The sequence below is a fragment of the Rhizobium sp. BK512 genome (genome assembly GCF_014194915.1).
In the GTDB taxonomy this organism is placed as follows: Bacteria; Pseudomonadota; Alphaproteobacteria; order Rhizobiales; family Rhizobiaceae; genus Rhizobium.
In genome coordinates, this window is the sequence record NZ_JACIAS010000017.1 from 1 (window position 1) to 15,325 (window position 15,325).

Annotated in this window: 17 protein-coding genes and 4 pseudogenes; 11 read left to right on the forward strand and 10 right to left on the reverse strand. The window is 58.4% G+C overall.

The window, feature by feature from the left end:
• From groEL to FHX06_RS35115, 4 genes and pseudogenes are all read left to right on the forward strand, one after another.
• Window positions 1-194, forward strand: a pseudogene (gene groEL, locus FHX06_RS35100) (chaperonin GroEL); the annotation flags it as partial.
• 353 nt (window positions 195-547) lie between these two features.
• Complete coding sequence (locus FHX06_RS35105) at window positions 548-967, forward strand: hypothetical protein (protein ID WP_029616404.1); 420 nt, start codon at window positions 548-550, stop codon at window positions 965-967.
• Window positions 968-1,053: 86 nt separating this feature from the next.
• Complete coding sequence (locus tag FHX06_RS35110; RefSeq protein ID WP_018114741.1) at window positions 1,054-2,148, forward strand: glycosyltransferase family 4 protein; 1,095 nt, start codon at window positions 1,054-1,056, stop codon at window positions 2,146-2,148.
• A 15-nt stretch (window positions 2,149-2,163) separates the two neighbouring features.
• Window positions 2,164-4,368: an amylo-alpha-1,6-glucosidase gene (locus tag FHX06_RS35115; RefSeq protein ID WP_018114742.1), complete on the forward strand. Its 2,205-nt coding sequence runs from the start codon at window positions 2,164-2,166 to the stop codon at window positions 4,366-4,368.
• Between the two features lie 29 nt (window positions 4,369-4,397).
• Here FHX06_RS35115 and FHX06_RS35120 read toward each other — a convergent pair whose 3' ends face one another.
• Entirely contained in the window at window positions 4,398-4,619 is a 222-nt protein-coding gene (locus FHX06_RS35120; protein ID WP_029616405.1) for a hypothetical protein, read from the reverse strand.
• A gap of 213 nt (window positions 4,620-4,832) precedes the next feature.
• Between FHX06_RS35120 and FHX06_RS35125 the strand changes: the two genes are divergently transcribed.
• From FHX06_RS35125 to FHX06_RS35135, 3 genes and pseudogenes are all read left to right on the forward strand, one after another.
• On the forward strand, window positions 4,833-5,309 hold the full coding sequence (locus FHX06_RS35125; protein ID WP_018114744.1) for an Hsp20 family protein: 477 nt from the start codon (window positions 4,833-4,835) through the stop codon (window positions 5,307-5,309).
• Between the two features lie 98 nt (window positions 5,310-5,407).
• Window positions 5,408-5,917 carry an Hsp20/alpha crystallin family protein gene (locus FHX06_RS35130; protein WP_018114745.1) on the forward strand — a complete coding sequence of 170 codons (510 nt, stop codon included), beginning with the start codon at window positions 5,408-5,410 and terminating at the stop codon, window positions 5,915-5,917.
• Between the two features lie 67 nt (window positions 5,918-5,984).
• Window positions 5,985-7,061: pseudogene (locus FHX06_RS35135) on the forward strand (Do family serine endopeptidase); the annotation flags it as partial.
• A 191-nt stretch (window positions 7,062-7,252) separates the two neighbouring features.
• Here the strand turns inward: FHX06_RS35135 and FHX06_RS35140 are convergent.
• The 7 genes and pseudogenes from FHX06_RS35140 to FHX06_RS35170 all read right to left on the reverse strand — a co-directional run bounded on the left by FHX06_RS35140 (window position 7,253) and on the right by FHX06_RS35170 (window position 10,901).
• A pseudogene (locus tag FHX06_RS35140) lies at window positions 7,253-7,670 on the reverse strand (PIN domain-containing protein).
• Complete coding sequence (locus FHX06_RS35145; RefSeq protein ID WP_183851400.1) at window positions 7,667-7,921, reverse strand: FitA-like ribbon-helix-helix domain-containing protein; 255 nt, start codon at window positions 7,919-7,921, stop codon at window positions 7,667-7,669. Before FHX06_RS35145 ends, FHX06_RS35140 begins: the two are co-directional and overlap by 4 nt.
• A gap of 345 nt (window positions 7,922-8,266) precedes the next feature.
• On the reverse strand, window positions 8,267-8,539 hold the full coding sequence (locus FHX06_RS35980; RefSeq protein ID WP_112542223.1) for an SDR family NAD(P)-dependent oxidoreductase: 273 nt from the start codon (window positions 8,537-8,539) through the stop codon (window positions 8,267-8,269).
• Window positions 8,540-8,640: 101 nt separating this feature from the next.
• Window positions 8,641-9,321: an HD domain-containing protein gene (locus FHX06_RS35155; RefSeq protein ID WP_029616406.1), complete on the reverse strand. Its 681-nt coding sequence runs from the start codon at window positions 9,319-9,321 to the stop codon at window positions 8,641-8,643.
• Window positions 9,322-9,332: 11 nt separating this feature from the next.
• Complete coding sequence (locus FHX06_RS35160; RefSeq protein WP_018114751.1) at window positions 9,333-9,995, reverse strand: HD domain-containing protein; 663 nt, start codon at window positions 9,993-9,995, stop codon at window positions 9,333-9,335.
• A 13-nt stretch (window positions 9,996-10,008) separates the two neighbouring features.
• Entirely contained in the window at window positions 10,009-10,464 is a 456-nt protein-coding gene (locus FHX06_RS35165) for a carboxymuconolactone decarboxylase family protein (protein ID WP_018114752.1), read from the reverse strand.
• Window positions 10,465-10,481: 17 nt separating this feature from the next.
• Window positions 10,482-10,901, reverse strand: a complete 420-nt coding sequence (locus FHX06_RS35170) for a cupin domain-containing protein (RefSeq protein ID WP_018114753.1) — start codon at window positions 10,899-10,901, stop codon at window positions 10,482-10,484.
• Window positions 10,902-10,994: 93 nt separating this feature from the next.
• Here FHX06_RS35170 and FHX06_RS35175 point away from each other — a divergent pair, with 93 nt between their 5' ends.
• From FHX06_RS35175 to FHX06_RS35190, 4 genes and pseudogenes are all read left to right on the forward strand, one after another.
• Window positions 10,995-12,407 (forward strand): PLP-dependent aminotransferase family protein, encoded by a 1,413-nt coding sequence (locus tag FHX06_RS35175; RefSeq protein WP_183882684.1) that lies wholly within the window; start codon window positions 10,995-10,997, stop codon window positions 12,405-12,407.
• 65 nt (window positions 12,408-12,472) lie between these two features.
• Window positions 12,473-12,577 (forward strand): annotated as a pseudogene (locus FHX06_RS35180) (hypothetical protein); the annotation flags it as partial.
• Window positions 12,578-12,927: 350 nt separating this feature from the next.
• On the forward strand, window positions 12,928-13,194 hold the full coding sequence (locus tag FHX06_RS35185) for a type II toxin-antitoxin system ParD family antitoxin (RefSeq protein WP_018114756.1): 267 nt from the start codon (window positions 12,928-12,930) through the stop codon (window positions 13,192-13,194).
• Window positions 13,191-13,487, forward strand: a complete 297-nt coding sequence (locus FHX06_RS35190) for a type II toxin-antitoxin system RelE/ParE family toxin (protein WP_018114757.1) — start codon at window positions 13,191-13,193, stop codon at window positions 13,485-13,487. The genes FHX06_RS35185 and FHX06_RS35190 overlap by 4 nt, the downstream gene beginning before the upstream one ends.
• A 335-nt stretch (window positions 13,488-13,822) precedes the next feature.
• On the opposite strand, the gene FHX06_RS35195 is transcribed toward FHX06_RS35190, so the two are convergent.
• Both FHX06_RS35195 and FHX06_RS35200 read right to left on the reverse strand, forming a co-directional pair.
• Entirely contained in the window at window positions 13,823-14,170 is a 348-nt protein-coding gene (locus FHX06_RS35195; protein WP_018114758.1) for a DUF2934 domain-containing protein, read from the reverse strand.
• A 263-nt stretch (window positions 14,171-14,433) separates the two neighbouring features.
• Window positions 14,434-15,294, reverse strand: coding sequence for a LysR family transcriptional regulator (locus FHX06_RS35200; protein ID WP_183882686.1), 861 nt, complete (start codon window positions 15,292-15,294; stop codon window positions 14,434-14,436).
• Between the last annotated feature and the right edge of the window lie 31 nt (window positions 15,295-15,325).

The following is a 15,325-nucleotide window of genomic DNA, read 5'->3' on the forward strand; positions in this document are numbered from 1 at the left end:
GGAATGCCCAGACCGGGGAATACGGCGATCTCTACGCTCAAGGCGTTATCGACCCGGCCAAGGTCGTGCGTACCGCACTCCAGGATGCCGCCTCCATCGCCGGCCTTCTTGTGACCACGGAAGCAATGATTGCTGAAAAGCCTAAGAAGGACGCCGCTCCGGCAATACCCGCTGGCGCCGGAATGGACTTCTAAGCGTCACTGTGGCTCGTCCCACAGTATGGGACGAGCCATTATTGAGGAAGGTGAAACACATGGTTCAAGCAAGGCTTAAGCACTCACCCGAGCCACTCCACTCGAAAGACCTCGCGGTCTGCCTGAAAGTCTTCGACAAAATCCAATCGAGCGCCGGTTCGTCAAGAAGTCGGAAGAAGCTGACCGCGTAGCAACCGTCCTCGTGGAACTGTACCGGCAGGGCGTCCACGAGCCCGATCATCTTAAAACGATAGTTCAGGCCGCGCGAGGGATATTCGAAAACGATGTGCTCCGGGCCCCTTGAACAACTCCTAAAATGAGTTCCATGGAACCGATATCAGTGGAGCCAGACGATGAGAAAGGAAAACATAAAGTCCTCTTTCGCAATGGAAGCCGCAACGGCGATCAGCGTTGCGCATCTGCTTCATCCGGCCACGCCGTTCAATCATCCAAGCGATGTGCTTCACAACGAGCATATCAGCAAAGGCGAGAAGCGAGCCATTCTCGCTTCATGGGCCTCCGACATCTTTTCGGTCGAATCAATCCCAGCCCTTCGACTTTATCCCGGCACGAATAAAGCCGTGTCCTACGACGACATCATCGACGCTTTGAAGATCCTGGATAAGGACGGTGAAGCAAGCGGCGAACGCGTGTGCGCTCGCTCCGCCGTGCCCAGACGCCACTGCCGCAATCCGCGAACGCGCCGATTTGGCGGGCTCGGCCTGTGCAGTTATTGGAAAGGAGAACGTCGCCGACAACCATTCGAGATATAGCCACTTCGCACCCTGCCGCGTGCCTCTGGAGGACGCGAACCTGATTTTTGCCGTCGACTCTTTTCTCAAATGAGGAGGTTTTGCCGATGAAGATCGCTCAGATCGCACCGCTCGCCGAAAGCGTTCCGCCCAAGCTTTATGGTGGAACCGAGCGCATTGTTTCCTATCTCACCGACACACTCGTCGCCCAAGGTCATGACGTCACACTTTTTGCCAGCGGAGATTCGATTACCGCAGCGAAGCTCGTGTCGTGCTCGGACGTCGCGCTGCGCCTCAACCCGGCAGTCAAGGATCACCTGCCGCATCAGGTTGTGATGCTGGAGGAATTTCGCCGGCGGGCGCACGAATTCGATGTACTGCACTTCCACATCGATCTCCTGCATTTCCCGCTGATCCGGGAGTTTGCCGATCGCACAGTGACAACGCTGCACGGCCGTCTTGACCTGCCGGACCTCAAGCCCTTCTACTCGGCTTTTCCCGATATCCCGCTGGTGTCGATCTCCAATGATCAGCGCCGCCCAATGCCGCCGGTCAACTGGTCAGGGACGGTATATCATGGCCTGCCTCTCGACCTGCTGCCATTCACGGAAAGGCCCAAAGGCAACTACCTCGCGTTCCTCGGGCGAATATCGCCGGAGAAACGGCCCGACCGGGCGATCGAAATCGCTGCGAAAGTTGGTGTGCCCTTGAAGATGGCCGCAAAGATCGACAACGCGGACAAGGCCTATTGGGAAACGGTGATCGAGCCGATGGTCAGGAGCCATTCGAACGTCGAATTCATCGGCGAGATCAACGAGCGTCAGAAGGCCGCCTTCCTCGGCAATGCCGGCGCCCTGCTATTCCCGATCGACTGGCCCGAGCCGTTCGGGCTCGTCATGATCGAAGCGATGGCCTGTGGCACGCCCGTCATCGCATTTAGCTGCGGCTCTACGCCGGAAGTCATCGACAATGGCGCGTCGGGCATTCTCGTCGACAGCGTGACGGAGGCCGCTGAGAACGTCGAATGGGCGCTCAAGATGGATCGAAAGAAGGTTCGTGCGACCTTCGAGAAGCGTTTTAGCGCCGAGCGGATGGCACAGGACTATCTCGACATCTATCGCAATCTTCCCGGCGTCCGTACCAAAGCGGCCCCGCTGCGCCGTGCTAACGGTCAGGACCTCGATCTTCAGATCGTGGCATAATCGGAGGCCATCAGCATGTCGATCTCTTCTGCACACGACGGTTCCGCGCCTGCAGGTGGCCAGGCACCGATCGCGCAATTTTTCATTCCGGCGACCGCCTCGCTTCACGAGCGGCGGCCTCGCACCCTGAAGCACGGCGACACATTCGCCGTCTTCGATCACAATGGTGACGCGCTCCCCGGGCCCGGCAGCCCGGAAGGCATCTTCCATCGGGACACGCGTTACCTCTCGCATCTGCACCTGACGATCAGCGGCAAGCGCCCGATGCTTCTCTCGTCGACGCTGCGCGACGACAATGCCACGCTAACCTGCGATTTGACCAATCCCGACCTTTCTGATGAAAAGGGGAAGCTCACACTTGAGCATGATCTCATTCATATGCGCAGGACACGCTTTCTGTGGAATGCCGGTTGTTATGAGCGCTTGGCGGTAAGGAACTACGACGAGCGACGACAACAAGTGCGCATCGAAATTTCGTTCGGAGCGGACTTTGCCGATCTGTTCGAGGTTCGCGGAACCGTCAGGGCGAAGAAAGGCCGCCAGCTTCCGGCCGTGGTGGAACAGGACCGCGTTCTTCTGTCCTACATCGGCCTCGACGATCAGAAGCGCCTCACGCGGTTGTCCTTCGAGCCGCGCCCAGACGAACTTGGGAGCGGCCATGTCATTTATGATCTTGATCTGGCGCCACATGAAACGCGGTCGCTATTCATCCAGATCTGCTGCGACCAAGCCAAAGATAAAGCTCTAGGCTACCAGTCGTTTTTCCTTGGCCTGCGGGATGCCCGCCGTGCATTGCGCTCATCTTCCTCGCGCGCGGCATCGATCGTCACGTCCAACGATATTTTTAACGAGGTCGCCCGGCGAAGCGTCTCCGACCTTTACATGTTAATGACCGACAAGCCGGAGGGCCCCTATCCCTACGCCGGGATTCCTTGGTTCAGCACGGTTTTCGGACGCGATGCGCTGATCACGGCGCTGGAAACGCTGTGGCTTGATCCGCGCATTGCCTGTGGCGTACTTGGCCATCTTGCGGCGAACCAGGCGACAGAAGTCGATCCGGCAGCAGACGCCGAACCGGGAAAAATCTTGCATGAAGTGCGCTATGGCGAAATGGCCGAACTGGGCGAAGTGCCCTTCCGCCGATATTACGGCAGTATCGACTCCACACCATTGTTCATATTACTGGCAGGCGAGTACCTGAAACGAACCGGCGATTTTGCCACAATCAATCGCCTTCTGCCGAATATCGAGGCCGCTCTTACCTGGATCGATGAACACGGCGATCGCGACGGTGATGGTTTCGTCGAATACGGGCGATTGACGGAGGAAGGGCTGATCAATCAGGCCTGGAAAGACAGTCACGACTCGGTTTTCCACGCCGATGGTACGCTTGCCAAAGGCCCGATCGCCATTGCCGAGGTTCAGGCCTATGTTTATGGCGCCTGGCAGGCAGCTGCCGCGATTTTCCGCCTGCTCGGCAGGCCCGAACGCGCGGCAAAATTTTTGGCAAGGGCGGAAGGTCTTCGTCGTGCCTTCGATACGAGTTTCTTCGACGAGGAACTCGGCACCTTTGTACTAGCGCTCGATGGGAACAAGCAACCTTGCAGGGTCCGGTCCTCGAATGCGGGCCATGCCCTCTTCACCGGCGTCGCGTATCCGGAGCGGGCCACACAGGTTGCCAAAACTCTGATGAGCGCCTCGTCCTTTTGCGGCTGGGGTATTCGCACCATCGCCTCCACCGAGGCGCGCTACAATCCGATGAGCTATCACAATGGCTCTGTCTGGCCGCATGACAATGCAATGATTGCCAGCGGTCTCGCCCGCTACGGCTACCGCACTGAGGCAGCTCGGATCTTCGAGGGTCTTTTTGCGGCCTCGACATATCTGGACTTGCGCCGTCTTCCGGAACTCTTTTGTGGCTTGCCACGCCAGCGGGCTCAGGGGCCGACCTTCTATCCTGTTGCCTGCTCTCCGCAGGCATGGGCGGCCGCAGCCCCCCTCCTTCTGCTGCAATCCTGTCTCGGCCTCGACTTCGAGCCGAATGCCCGGATCATCAGCTTCGACGAGCCGCAACTGCCTCCGTTCCTGGACGAGGTGATGCTGCGACACCTGCGGGTCGGAAACGGCCGGGCCGACGTCGCAATTCGCCGCTCCGGACGCAGTGTAGTGGTTGACACTGTCGGTCGCCAGGGCGAGGTTCGCGTGCTGACCACCGCATAGGCGAGGCTGCTTCCATGCGGGCGCCACGCCTACTCCAACTCCTCTTGGTCTGAGACGAGAAGGTCGATCAACAAGGCGGTCCTGCCTGTCGGCAGAGGCCGCCGTTCACTCATCAACGCTTCGTCGCTGTTGACCCACGCGAAGGCTTCCGCCAGTTCAGCTTGGTTGGCACCAGTCGCCACCACATCAGCTATCAAAGTTTCGTCGACAGGTCCGAGGATGGCGATGACGTCTTCGGAGGTCATTGTCATACCCATTGCTCCTTTTGTTTCATCACAGAAATCTGGTGGTCCAAACAGAAAAATCAAATTTTTCTACCGGGCAAATCCAAAGTTCTTGAAACCACAAGCTACTGAATTATATCAATATTGTCCGATCGCCCAATGGGGGTCGGCAAGTCCAGGAGGCGCCATGTGCTCTTGGCGTCTTCTTGTATCCATGTTGCTTACAAGGAGGATATGGCTATGAGAGCAAACCTCGATTTCTCTCCCCTGTTCCGGTCGAGCATTGGATTCGACCGAATGCTAAATGCGCTCCAAGCTGCAAGCCGCGTCGAAACGATCGACAACTGGCCGCCGTATGACATCGTCAAGTCTGGTGAGGACGCGTACCACATTGCCATGGCAGTGGCCGGCTTTTCGCAGGACGAACTGACGATCACGCAGGATCAGAGCATGCTCTTCGTATCCGGCCAGAAGGCAAATGCTGACGATGCACAGTATCTGCATCGCGGCATCGCCGCCCGCTCGTTCCAACGCCGGTTCGAACTTGCCGACCACGTCAAGGTCGTGGGTGCTGGCCTCGTCAACGGTCTGCTGACCATCGATCTGAAGCGCGAAATCCCCGAGGAAATGAAACCGCGCCAGATCGCAATCAGCACCGGCGAAGCGCTGCCCATGAGTGAGACGAAGCAGATCGAAGCCCACAAGCAGGCGGCTTAAGCCATCCATCGGCGCAACTGCGCGCCCAAGGCCCCGAACGACGCCTGGGGCCTGCAGCGAAGCTATGTCAAATGAACCACAAGATAAGGAGAAGAAACATGAGTGTTCGTGATCTGATTCCTTGGGGCCGAAGCAATGGCAATCAGGTTCCAAGTCTTCCGCGCGATGACGACCGTGATCCCTTCCTGTCGCTGCATCGCGAGGTAAACCGCCTGTTCGACGACGTCTTCCGCGGCTTCGGCTCCGGTCTACCGTCGTTCACCAGCACTTCCAGCCTCGGTTCCGGCTGGCCGAGCGTTGAGATCTCCGACACCGACAAGGAGATCAGGATCACGGCCGAAGTCCCCGGCCTGGAGGAGAAGGACATCGAGGTCCTCCTTAATGATGGCGTGCTGACGCTAAAGGGCGAGAAGCGCTCGGAGACCGAAGACAAGGATCGCCAATTCACTGAGCGCTACTATGGCCGCTTCGAGCGCCGTATTCCGCTCGCCGTCGAAGTCAGGGAAGACGAGGTCGATGCGCGCTTCCGAAACGGCGTGCTGACCGTGACCTTGCCCAAGGATGAGAAGGCGCAGTCGCAGGTCAAACGCATCGAGATCAAACATTAAGGAAAGAAGCCGGAGGACGTCCTCCGGCTTCTTTCTGCGTCAGCATGTTCGAAACGAAGGAGGGACCATGTCTGCGTTCATAAGGCTCATCAGGCCATTGATTATCGTCTTCACCGTCTCCCTGCTCATTGGCGGCGCTCCTGCCCAGGCACAGTTCGTGTCCGGGATCGGCGGCAGCGTGCCGACGCTTGCTCCGATGCTGGAAAAAGTCACGCCGGCAGTTGTCAACATCTCGGTTGTCTCGCAGGCGCCCGAAGAGGATAACCCGCTCTACAGCGACCCCTATTTCCGCCGCTACTTCAACCTTCCGGATAAGCCTCAGGCGGAACCTCGTCTAAGCGCCGGATCGGGGGTCATCGTCGATGCGACACGAGGTTACGTGTTGACGAACCATCATGTCGTCGCCAATGCCCGTAAGATCCTCGTGACGCTCAAGGACGGAAGGCGGCTGGATGCGAGGCTTGTCGGCTCCGACAAGGGTACCGACATCGCAGTGCTCCAGATACCGGCACGCAATCTGACAACGTTGCCTTTTGGCGACTCGGATGCATTGCGCGTTGGCGATTATGTTGTGGCAATCGGCAATCCGTTTGGGCTTGGTCAGACCGTCACGTCGGGCATCGTCAGCGCGCTTGGCCGAAGCGGTCTTAGCCGCGATGGTTATGAAGATTTTATCCAGACGGACGCTTCGATCAATCCCGGCAACTCGGGCGGCGCGTTGGTAACCTTTGACGGCAGGCTTGTGGGGATCAACTCCGCGATCCTCAGCCCGGCTGGCGGCAACATCGGTATCGGCTTCGCCGTACCGGCCAAGATCGCAAGATTGGTGATGACCCAGCTGATCCAACATGGCGAGGTCATTCGCGGCAAGCTTGGCGTTGCGATTCAGGATCTTGATTCCGATATCGCGGCTTCGCTCGGACTGGATGACGCGGGCGGCGCGCTGATCGCGGCGGTTGAGCAAGGATCTCCGGCCGCTGGTGCGGGTTTGAAACCGGGTGACGTGGTGGCAGCTGTCGATGGTCGACCGGTTCATGGCGCTGCTGATCTGCGCAATCGCATCGGCCTGACGCCCGTTGGCTCGCAGATCGAGCTGACCGTCAGGAGCAGTGGCTCGGAGCGTACGGTTAAGGCACGCGTGAGCGGATCATAAAAGTTGCCGCTTTTCATGTTTCCGGCCGTGGTTCGTCCACGGCCGGGAATGCTCATCAATATGCAATTCAATGGTAACAGCTTTCGTTGGCTGTTGCGAACGCTAAGAAGCACTCGATGAGCTCTAGCGGAAACCATCGCCTTGAACCGATACGAACCTACGACGTCTAGATCCACCTGTCGCTATCGCACCCAGGGGTCAATCACTTTCAATCCAGCGGCCCCGAACGGGCTTGTGTCGCGATTTGCGATCGCTAGGCCGTTGGCTGCTGCTGGGCAGCAATATAGCCGTCAGCCGCGCCAATCGCTTTGCCAGATACTCGGACACGAGCCATCAGTCCGAGTAGAAATGCGAAGTCAGCAGATTGAATGGCAGGATACGCTCGGAAAAGTGCAGCCGCACTTCACCCTCAAGGCGATCACGAAGGATAGTTTGACGTTTTCCTGACGGCATAGCCGCGATCCCGAAGCGAAGTTCACCGATCGTTATTGCCGAAAGAAACAGCGTCTCAATGGTTTGGGCATCCAACCACGCGACCACTGCCTCGTTGGAAGCCGGCTTCCATGGCTCCGATATTACATGGGTGTCTAGCAAGATCATTCGACGGTCATCGGCTCAGCAGGCATCTTGTCGCGACTCTTCTGCAAGGCGTCAACGTCACCCTTGGAAAGCTCAGCGTCACGACCGATAGCCGCCAGCAACGAGCCAAGCTTTACGCGTTCTGCGGGACGAACGGCCGCTTCGAGGACGTCACGGATCTCGGCCTCAGTACTGCGGCCGTGATGAGCCGCTCGCACCCGCAAGGCACGATGTGTTTCCTCAGAAAGATTTCGGATGGTAACCGCAGGCATTGATATCATTCCTTTAGAAACGATGGCTTTGATATCAAAGTACGCATGAAGCAAACTTTCAAGTCGCTTTGAAAAGACGCCTGCAGCACAAGGGGGTCAAATCTCCCGCTTTCGCGGGATGCGAACCGGCCGCCCCGATTTTAGGCAGTTGATGGGATTTGACCGGAATCCCATCTCTTAGGCGAAACTGTTATGTTTCGGAGAATTTGTAAAACGGTCGACCCCTGAAACGAAATGAAGCCTTTGGGGCGGCAGCTGGTACAGACCGGCGATATCACGACCCTTGTCCCTGCACCAGATGGTAATCACGTATCCCTACTCGCAGAGCTCAAGGAAAGGATCGCCTCAGCCTGACAGAGCGCCCGCTCGGGCCGTTATGGCCCCAGGGCAAATGGGCAACAAGCTGTTGCACGATTTCTTCGTTTGGGAATGCCTCAGCAAAGCTCCGGCGGCACCGCGATCGTCATCGAGATCGATAGCGGCCAGTTCGCCGGGAAAGGCCGGATCCTTCTCGCGTGCGACGCCGACCACCGGATGGCCGGACTCGGCAAGGCGATGTGACAGCGCTCTGCCAATGCCCCTGCTCGCGCCGGTGACGAGAACCATTCGTGTCTTCATGGTCGTCTTTTTCGTCTTATCGAGCGCGCAGGGCTCGACAATCCAACATTCGCAGTGGCGCGCTGAGGTGAACGTCGGCAGACCCGAAAATTCTCATTTGCTCAATGAGCGTGGTCGCACGCGTTTCCGCAGCGGCGAGGCTCGACTTTCCATCGGGAGCTGAGTATCGCCTTGCAGATGTCCAACCGCTCGAACGTTGGATCCTTAAACGCGAGCACGTCGTCGTTGAATGTACCGAACGTGCTCTGAGGACGATGTTTCATTCCCCGATAGAAGGCTTCAATAATGCCGTCTGCGAAAGCCTCCTCGCGAGGATACGCTGCGACGACAGCCTCGCGTTCAGCGGGAGAAAACTCCTCGAAGCCACGTCCCACTACGTCCATTCCGGCCCCCGCCTGAACCAGTGCGATCTCCGGGCGCATGAATTCCGGAATGCCGGGAGTGGTGTGAAGCGCGACAGCGTTCCAGACGATCTCGATCTGCCCCGGCGCGATCCCACGACTTCGGAGAAAGTCGGCTGCGGCATTGGCGCCATCGACCTCAAAGCGGAGTTGGCTGTCGCCATACTGCTCTGTCAGTCCGACGTCGTGGAACATGCAAGCAGAGTAAAGCAGTTCAGGGTCGAAGATCTTTCGCTTTCTGTTTCCGGTCATCGCTCCCCAGAAGTAGACCCGAACGGAGTGATGAAAGAGCAGGTCGCTTTGAGTGTCACGGATGAACTGCGTGACTTCGTGGGCGAGCTTGCTGTCAGGGATTCGTACTCCCTGGAGTATTTCCGACATGACGAAACCTCTTAGCTGGAGCTGCAATCGTCGCATGCCCACGGAGAATTCCGCATCAGGCAGCAGAAATCGCGGCGATTAAAATGAGGGTTCTTGTCCGCCATCACGTCGGCAAGACCTGTTCCCTGTGTGACCTCCGGACGATGCTCCAGGCCATCGTAAAGTGCCTGGAGCAGGTGTTCGATGAAGTTGGCTCCGCGGGGATATGTTGCTTCGACGGCAGCTCGCTGGTTTTCGCCGAACCGGTCGTAGCCGGCGCCGACAAGGTCCATCATGACGCCTTCGACGGTCAGAGCGGCAATAGAATCTAGATGCGCCGAAATCCCCGGCGTGGTGTGCAGCGCGATCGCGAGCCAGACCTTCTGAATGTCGTCTTCCGACACACCGTGACTGCGAAGGAAATCACGGGCGGCGTTCGCGCCGTCGATTTCGAAGCGCAGTCTGCTTTCATTAAAGCGAGACGTCAGGCCGACATCGTGGAACATGGCTGCCGCGAACAGCAGTTCCGCATCGAAGTTGACGCCTCTCTGCCGCCCCGCCATCGCGCCCCAGAAATAGACACGCGTGGAGTGCTCGAAAAGCAACTTGCTCTCCGTCTCCCGGACGAACTCGCTCGCTTCGCGAGCCAGCCTGCTGTCCGGAATCCTGATGCCAGAAATTTCAACGACAGCCATGTCTCATCCTCCGTCAAACCTCAAGGACCGCTTGAGGTGTGTTGCGGAAGCTTATAGCCATGCGATTGTAGCTGTTCATCAGGCTGATGGCGATCGTCAGATCGACAAGCTGCTTCTCATCGAAGACCTGGCGCGCTGCGTCATATGCGTCGTCCGGAACACCTGTCTCCGCTACGAGGGTGACGGTTTCGGCCCAAGCCAGCGCAGCACGTTCGGTATCACTGAAGAGGCTTCCGCCTTCCTCCCAAGCCTGGACCAAGGCCAACTTCTCGATCTTGACGCCTCGCTTGATGAGTTCGCGGGTGTGCATGTCGAGGCAGTAGGCGCAATTGTTGATCTGCGATATGCGCATATACACGAGATCTACAAGCTCGCCCGGCAGACCGCTCTGCAGGACGTAGCCGTAGACGCCGCCGAGCGCCTTGGCGCCGTTCGGAGCGACCTGATTGTAGTCGAGCCTTCTTGTCATGATTCAAATTCCTTCTGTTACTTGACGGGGGTGGTGAGCTTCGTTTCGTCGGTATCGACGACGAACACGGCCAGCAGCTTTGCGGGTGCCGTCTTGCTGGCGTTGCGGCTGACCAGGTGCATTGCGCCCGGCGCCTCGAACCAGCTTTCACCCGCCTTGTACCGGCGGACCTCGCCGTCGTTGACCTTGGATTCCACCTCGCCTGCGAGGACGTAGGCGAAGATGAAGGCGGAGGCTGCATGCGTGTGGGGAAGGGACGAGGCGCCGGGCGCGTAGTCGACTTCCACGACGCGCATCGACTTGCCGGGGATATTGGCGATGGCCTGAGAAAACGTCGGAGTGACGCTTTCCCGACCGGCGTCGTGGGCCGACACCGGCCCAGCAAGCGGGATGGCAATCGCCAGTGCGGCCGCGGCGGATTTTATCAATCTGCTCATGGTTCATGCTCCTTCAGAGATGCATTCAAAATGCTCCCACCATGATGCAGAAAAAAGAACCAAGAATGCGAAGAAGTAGTGTACCATGAGTGAATGAGCACACTGCTGAAACTGACCGTGGACCGATCGGGGAAACATTCCCTGTCAGAGCAGATCCGCAGGGGAATCGCGAAAGCTATAGAAGACGGTGTACTGGAGCCGGGGGCACGACTTCCGTCGTGGCAGGATCTTGCAGCCCAGCTCGGCGTCGCGCGGGGTACAGTGCGGACTGCTTACGAAAAGCTTGCCGCAGCTCAGTTGATCCAAGCTGCGAAGGCCGCCGGAACGTACGTTGCCGATCGTCCACGGGCGACATCCAGAACCGAAGGGTCGCCTACGGCAGGTTCGTTCGTAGAGACATATCTTGAGATGACCCAGGGGCCAGCACTGTTTCAGATGGGTGTCCCCGCATCTCACACTATGCCCTCCAAGTTACTCGCACGACTGCGTGCAAGTGCCGTCCGCGCTGAGCTGAGTGCGCCGCCTCTGTACCCCGATCCTCGCGGAGAGCTGGAATTGAGACGGGAGATCGCCATGTATCTGGCCGTGGCCAGAGGGATCAACTGCTCGGCTTCTCAGGTCATCATCACCGGCGGCTTTGCAGGCGGACTTGGACTGACCCTCAATGTTCTCGGGCTGCAGGGCCACAGCGCGTGGTTCGAGGATCCGGGATTTCCCTGGACGCGGCGGGCCCTTGAGCTTGCTCAAGTGCACCCGGTTCCGGTCCCGGTCGACGGCGAAGGGCTCGACGTCGATCGCGGAATACGCAACTATCCTGACGCGAGGCTCGCGGTGCTGACGCCCGGCCAGCAAGCACCGCTCGGGGCAACTTTGTCTTTGCAGAGACGTCTCCTGCTCCTCGAGTGGGCGGAGCGCAGCGGAGCCTGGATCGTCGAGGATGACTACCTCAGCGAGCTCCAGTTGAGCGGGCGGGCCGCGCCGGCGCTCGCCTCGATAGATAACGGCGGCCGTGTCATTCACATTGGTTCGTTCAGCAAGACGATCAGTCCGGCCCTCCGGCTCGGTTTCGTTATCGCTCCTGCCGAACTCGCAGGCCGGTTCGCCGAAGTGGCGGCCTGCCTGTCTCCGCCTCCCGGTCCGTCGGTTCAGTTGGCGATTTCCGAGTTCATACGAGAAGGGCACTACATGCGGCACCTGAGGAGGATCAAACGTGCCTACGCGGCGGCCCGGCAGCCGGTTCTCGACTATTTCCGCGACGTCCTGGGCCCGGACTCGGTCTCGGCTCCGGGCCTGTCGGTCCTCCTTAAACTGCCTAAGGGCGCGCCCGACGTTGCGATCGCCAGGGATGCATTGACCTTCGGCACGTTTCCCGCACCGCTTTCGCCCTGGTACGCGTCCGCTGAAACGGCAAAGGCAGGACTGTTGCTCGGTGTCGCGACCGCACCTGTCAAGAACGTTGTGCGCACGTGCGAGCGCCTGATCGAGACAATCATGCGATGTTCATAGGCGCAACCAAATCGCCTTATTCGGTGCTTCTCCAATAGTGATCCGATCGAACGAGGAACTGACTGATCAAGCTGGAGATCGACAAGGTTCGCCGTGAACTCTACGGCAGCCGGTCCGAGCGTAAGGTGCGGCTCCCTGAGCAGATAGAGCTGCAACTCGAGGAGCTAGAAATCTAACCGAGGGTGTCTACAAAACGGGGCTATTCATACCCCGCCAACATAGGGACCCAATGGGTTACTTGTGGTAGCCTAATGCGTTTAGCCGCACTGAGCCCAATCACTGCCACCTTAACGCAACCAATCTTCGTTGATGCATCGCGAAACAACCGAAAAAATTGCCCGCGTTCAGGCTCGTTATAAGGTTTTGGCAGAAACTTATAACTCAGCTGCTCGATGGGGCGTTCAGGCACATTGGCAAGGCACAGCTCGCGAGCGCCGAACAGGTAGGAATAAGCTCAAAGTTCTTGATAATAGTTCATAAGTGATCTACATAGTCTTGGAAAATATGACGGAGAAACCGCATGATCAGCGCCGATCTGGGAAAGCAGCTTGAAAGTTATGTTCAGAAACTCGTGGAGACGGGTCGCTATGGCTCGAAAAGCGAAGTTTTGCGTGAAGGGGTGCGGTTGATCCAGGACCGCGAGGCTCGTCTCGCAGCGCTGGATGCCTCCATCATGCGCGGCATTGCTGATGCAGACGCTGGCCGGACTAAGTCGGCAAGCGATGTTTTTGACCGTCTTGATGCGAAATACCGCGCAATGGCTGACAATGCCGAAAAACCGGCATGATCCTTGAGTTTTCTAATGAGGCGGAAAGCGATCTCGAACAGATCGCAGATTACATTGCTGAGCGCAATCCGCAGCGCGCACTTTCATTCATCCGGGCGCTGCGGCGCAGGTGCGAAGATCTTGTCGATACCCCAAACGGCTTCGCCCTCGTCCCGAGCTATGAAAAATATGGTATCCGGCGACGCGTACATCGCAACTACCTGATCTTCTACCGCGTTAAGAACGCAAAGGTCGTCATCATCCATATTCTTCATGGTGCCACCGACTATGGTGCCGCCCTCATTGGCGAATGAAAGTCGAGCTAGGGCGACACCGGGGCCACCGAAGGAGAGTCCGAGGGCTACGGCGGCGCGCATGTCGGCGTCGAAGCGCAGTTCTGCAGTGGATGCGACATGAACTGGCGACCTGTTGCTTAGCGTCCTCATCCTTAAATCATAGGTGCTGGCCAGAGCAGTCAAACGCTCCGGAACGACTGATAGTGCTCGGGATCAGAGCGGGCAACGGTCTGGCCGATGGCTTGGCCGCACGAATGAGTTCCGAAACGAATGCTGGGACACTGCGCATGGAGACAAGGAAGCGGATTCAGCCCGCAATCCGCAATGCCGACAATCTCGTTCGGCGCAATCGATTAAGGTTGTTCCCTAACACCCGGCGTCGCATCGCGCTCATCTGAGTCCTCCAGATCACTTTTCACGATAAACGCGTCGGTATGCTCTCTCGCGGCTTCCCGAAGCGCTGCCAAGTTCGGAACATCATCGCCGCCGAGCTCGTCCATCCCATGGAGGATCTCGTGCTCCGCCTGCAGCCAATGCTCCTCGCGCCGACCTTCTGGACGCCCCTCCGCCTCCCAAATCTGATTTGCACGATCGCGTATGCGGTTCGTTGTTTCCTGCGTCCGATCTTCACGTCCCGCGCCGTCTCCGGAGGAATTGTCCAGTTGTGTATCCTTCGCGGCATTCTTGGGCTGCTTCGCCATATTCGCTCTCCTTTTGAGGTCGCTCGAAAAACGTCACAGTGTACCGATGTTCCGGCGTCGTCGTCGTGACCTCGGCTTCGACGGTCACCAACGACACCGCCAGCACGGCCCAGCCGCTTATTGGTGATTATCAAGCGGCGTTAGCAACACCAGGGTATCTGCAAAAAAACATCTCTGCAGCCCTAGTCACCGGCTGCCGAGAATAGCTGGTAGTTCCAATCGCCCTACCGCCGTGTTCACGAGGGGGTGCATACCATCGCTCCTCAGATTTGTGCATTCGGCTTGCTTAGAAACGCCACGAAGGCTCTCAAAGCTGCCGACTGGTGCCGTCGGCTGGGAGAATACAAAAACAAGGCTTCTCGTCTTGACGACCATTCGGGCAGAACGCGAACCAGGTCGCCGGATGCGAGATGCCGTTCAACCGACGCAATCGGCGCCAGCACAATTCCAATCCCCTTTGCAGCCAAATCGATCTGTGACGCTAGGTCATGTACGATTGTCGCGTCCACCGGCGTGACGTCGAAGCTTTCGCTGCCGCGATCCAATCGCCACGGTAGCAATAGACCCGACACCTGGCTACGGCAGAGGACGCACCTATGCGTCATGAGGTCGGTCGTATCCTGCGGTGTTCCCCGTGACGACAGATATTGCTCAGATGCCACCAGCACCGCTTCGCTTTCCGGCGCAACGCGGACGGCAACCATTTCCTTGGAGATAGAGCCACCATAGCGCAGTCCGGCGTCGTAACCCTCCTTTACGATGTCCACCATCTTCGCTTCGACGGCGATCTCAAGCTGGACCTGCGGATAGGCGTCTTTGAAGGCCACTAAAGCGTCACCGATCATCATGTCGAATGGCGCGCGCGACATCGTCAGTTTCAACGGACCCGAAGGACGGCCACCTCGCCCAGCCGCATCGTCAGCCGCTCGTCGAAGGGCGGACAATGCCGGCGCGGCAACAGCCAAATAATCGCTGCCGACGTCAGTCAGGCTGACGCTCCTCGTAGAGCGGCGCAAAAGGGGCGCGCCTAGCTTGGCCTCCAACGATTTGACCGCCTGACTTACCGCCGACGGTGTCATCCCGAGCCGACGCACCGCCTCCGAGAAGCTGCCCGCTTCAGCCACGGCAACGAATATGGGAACACCCTCGAGAACG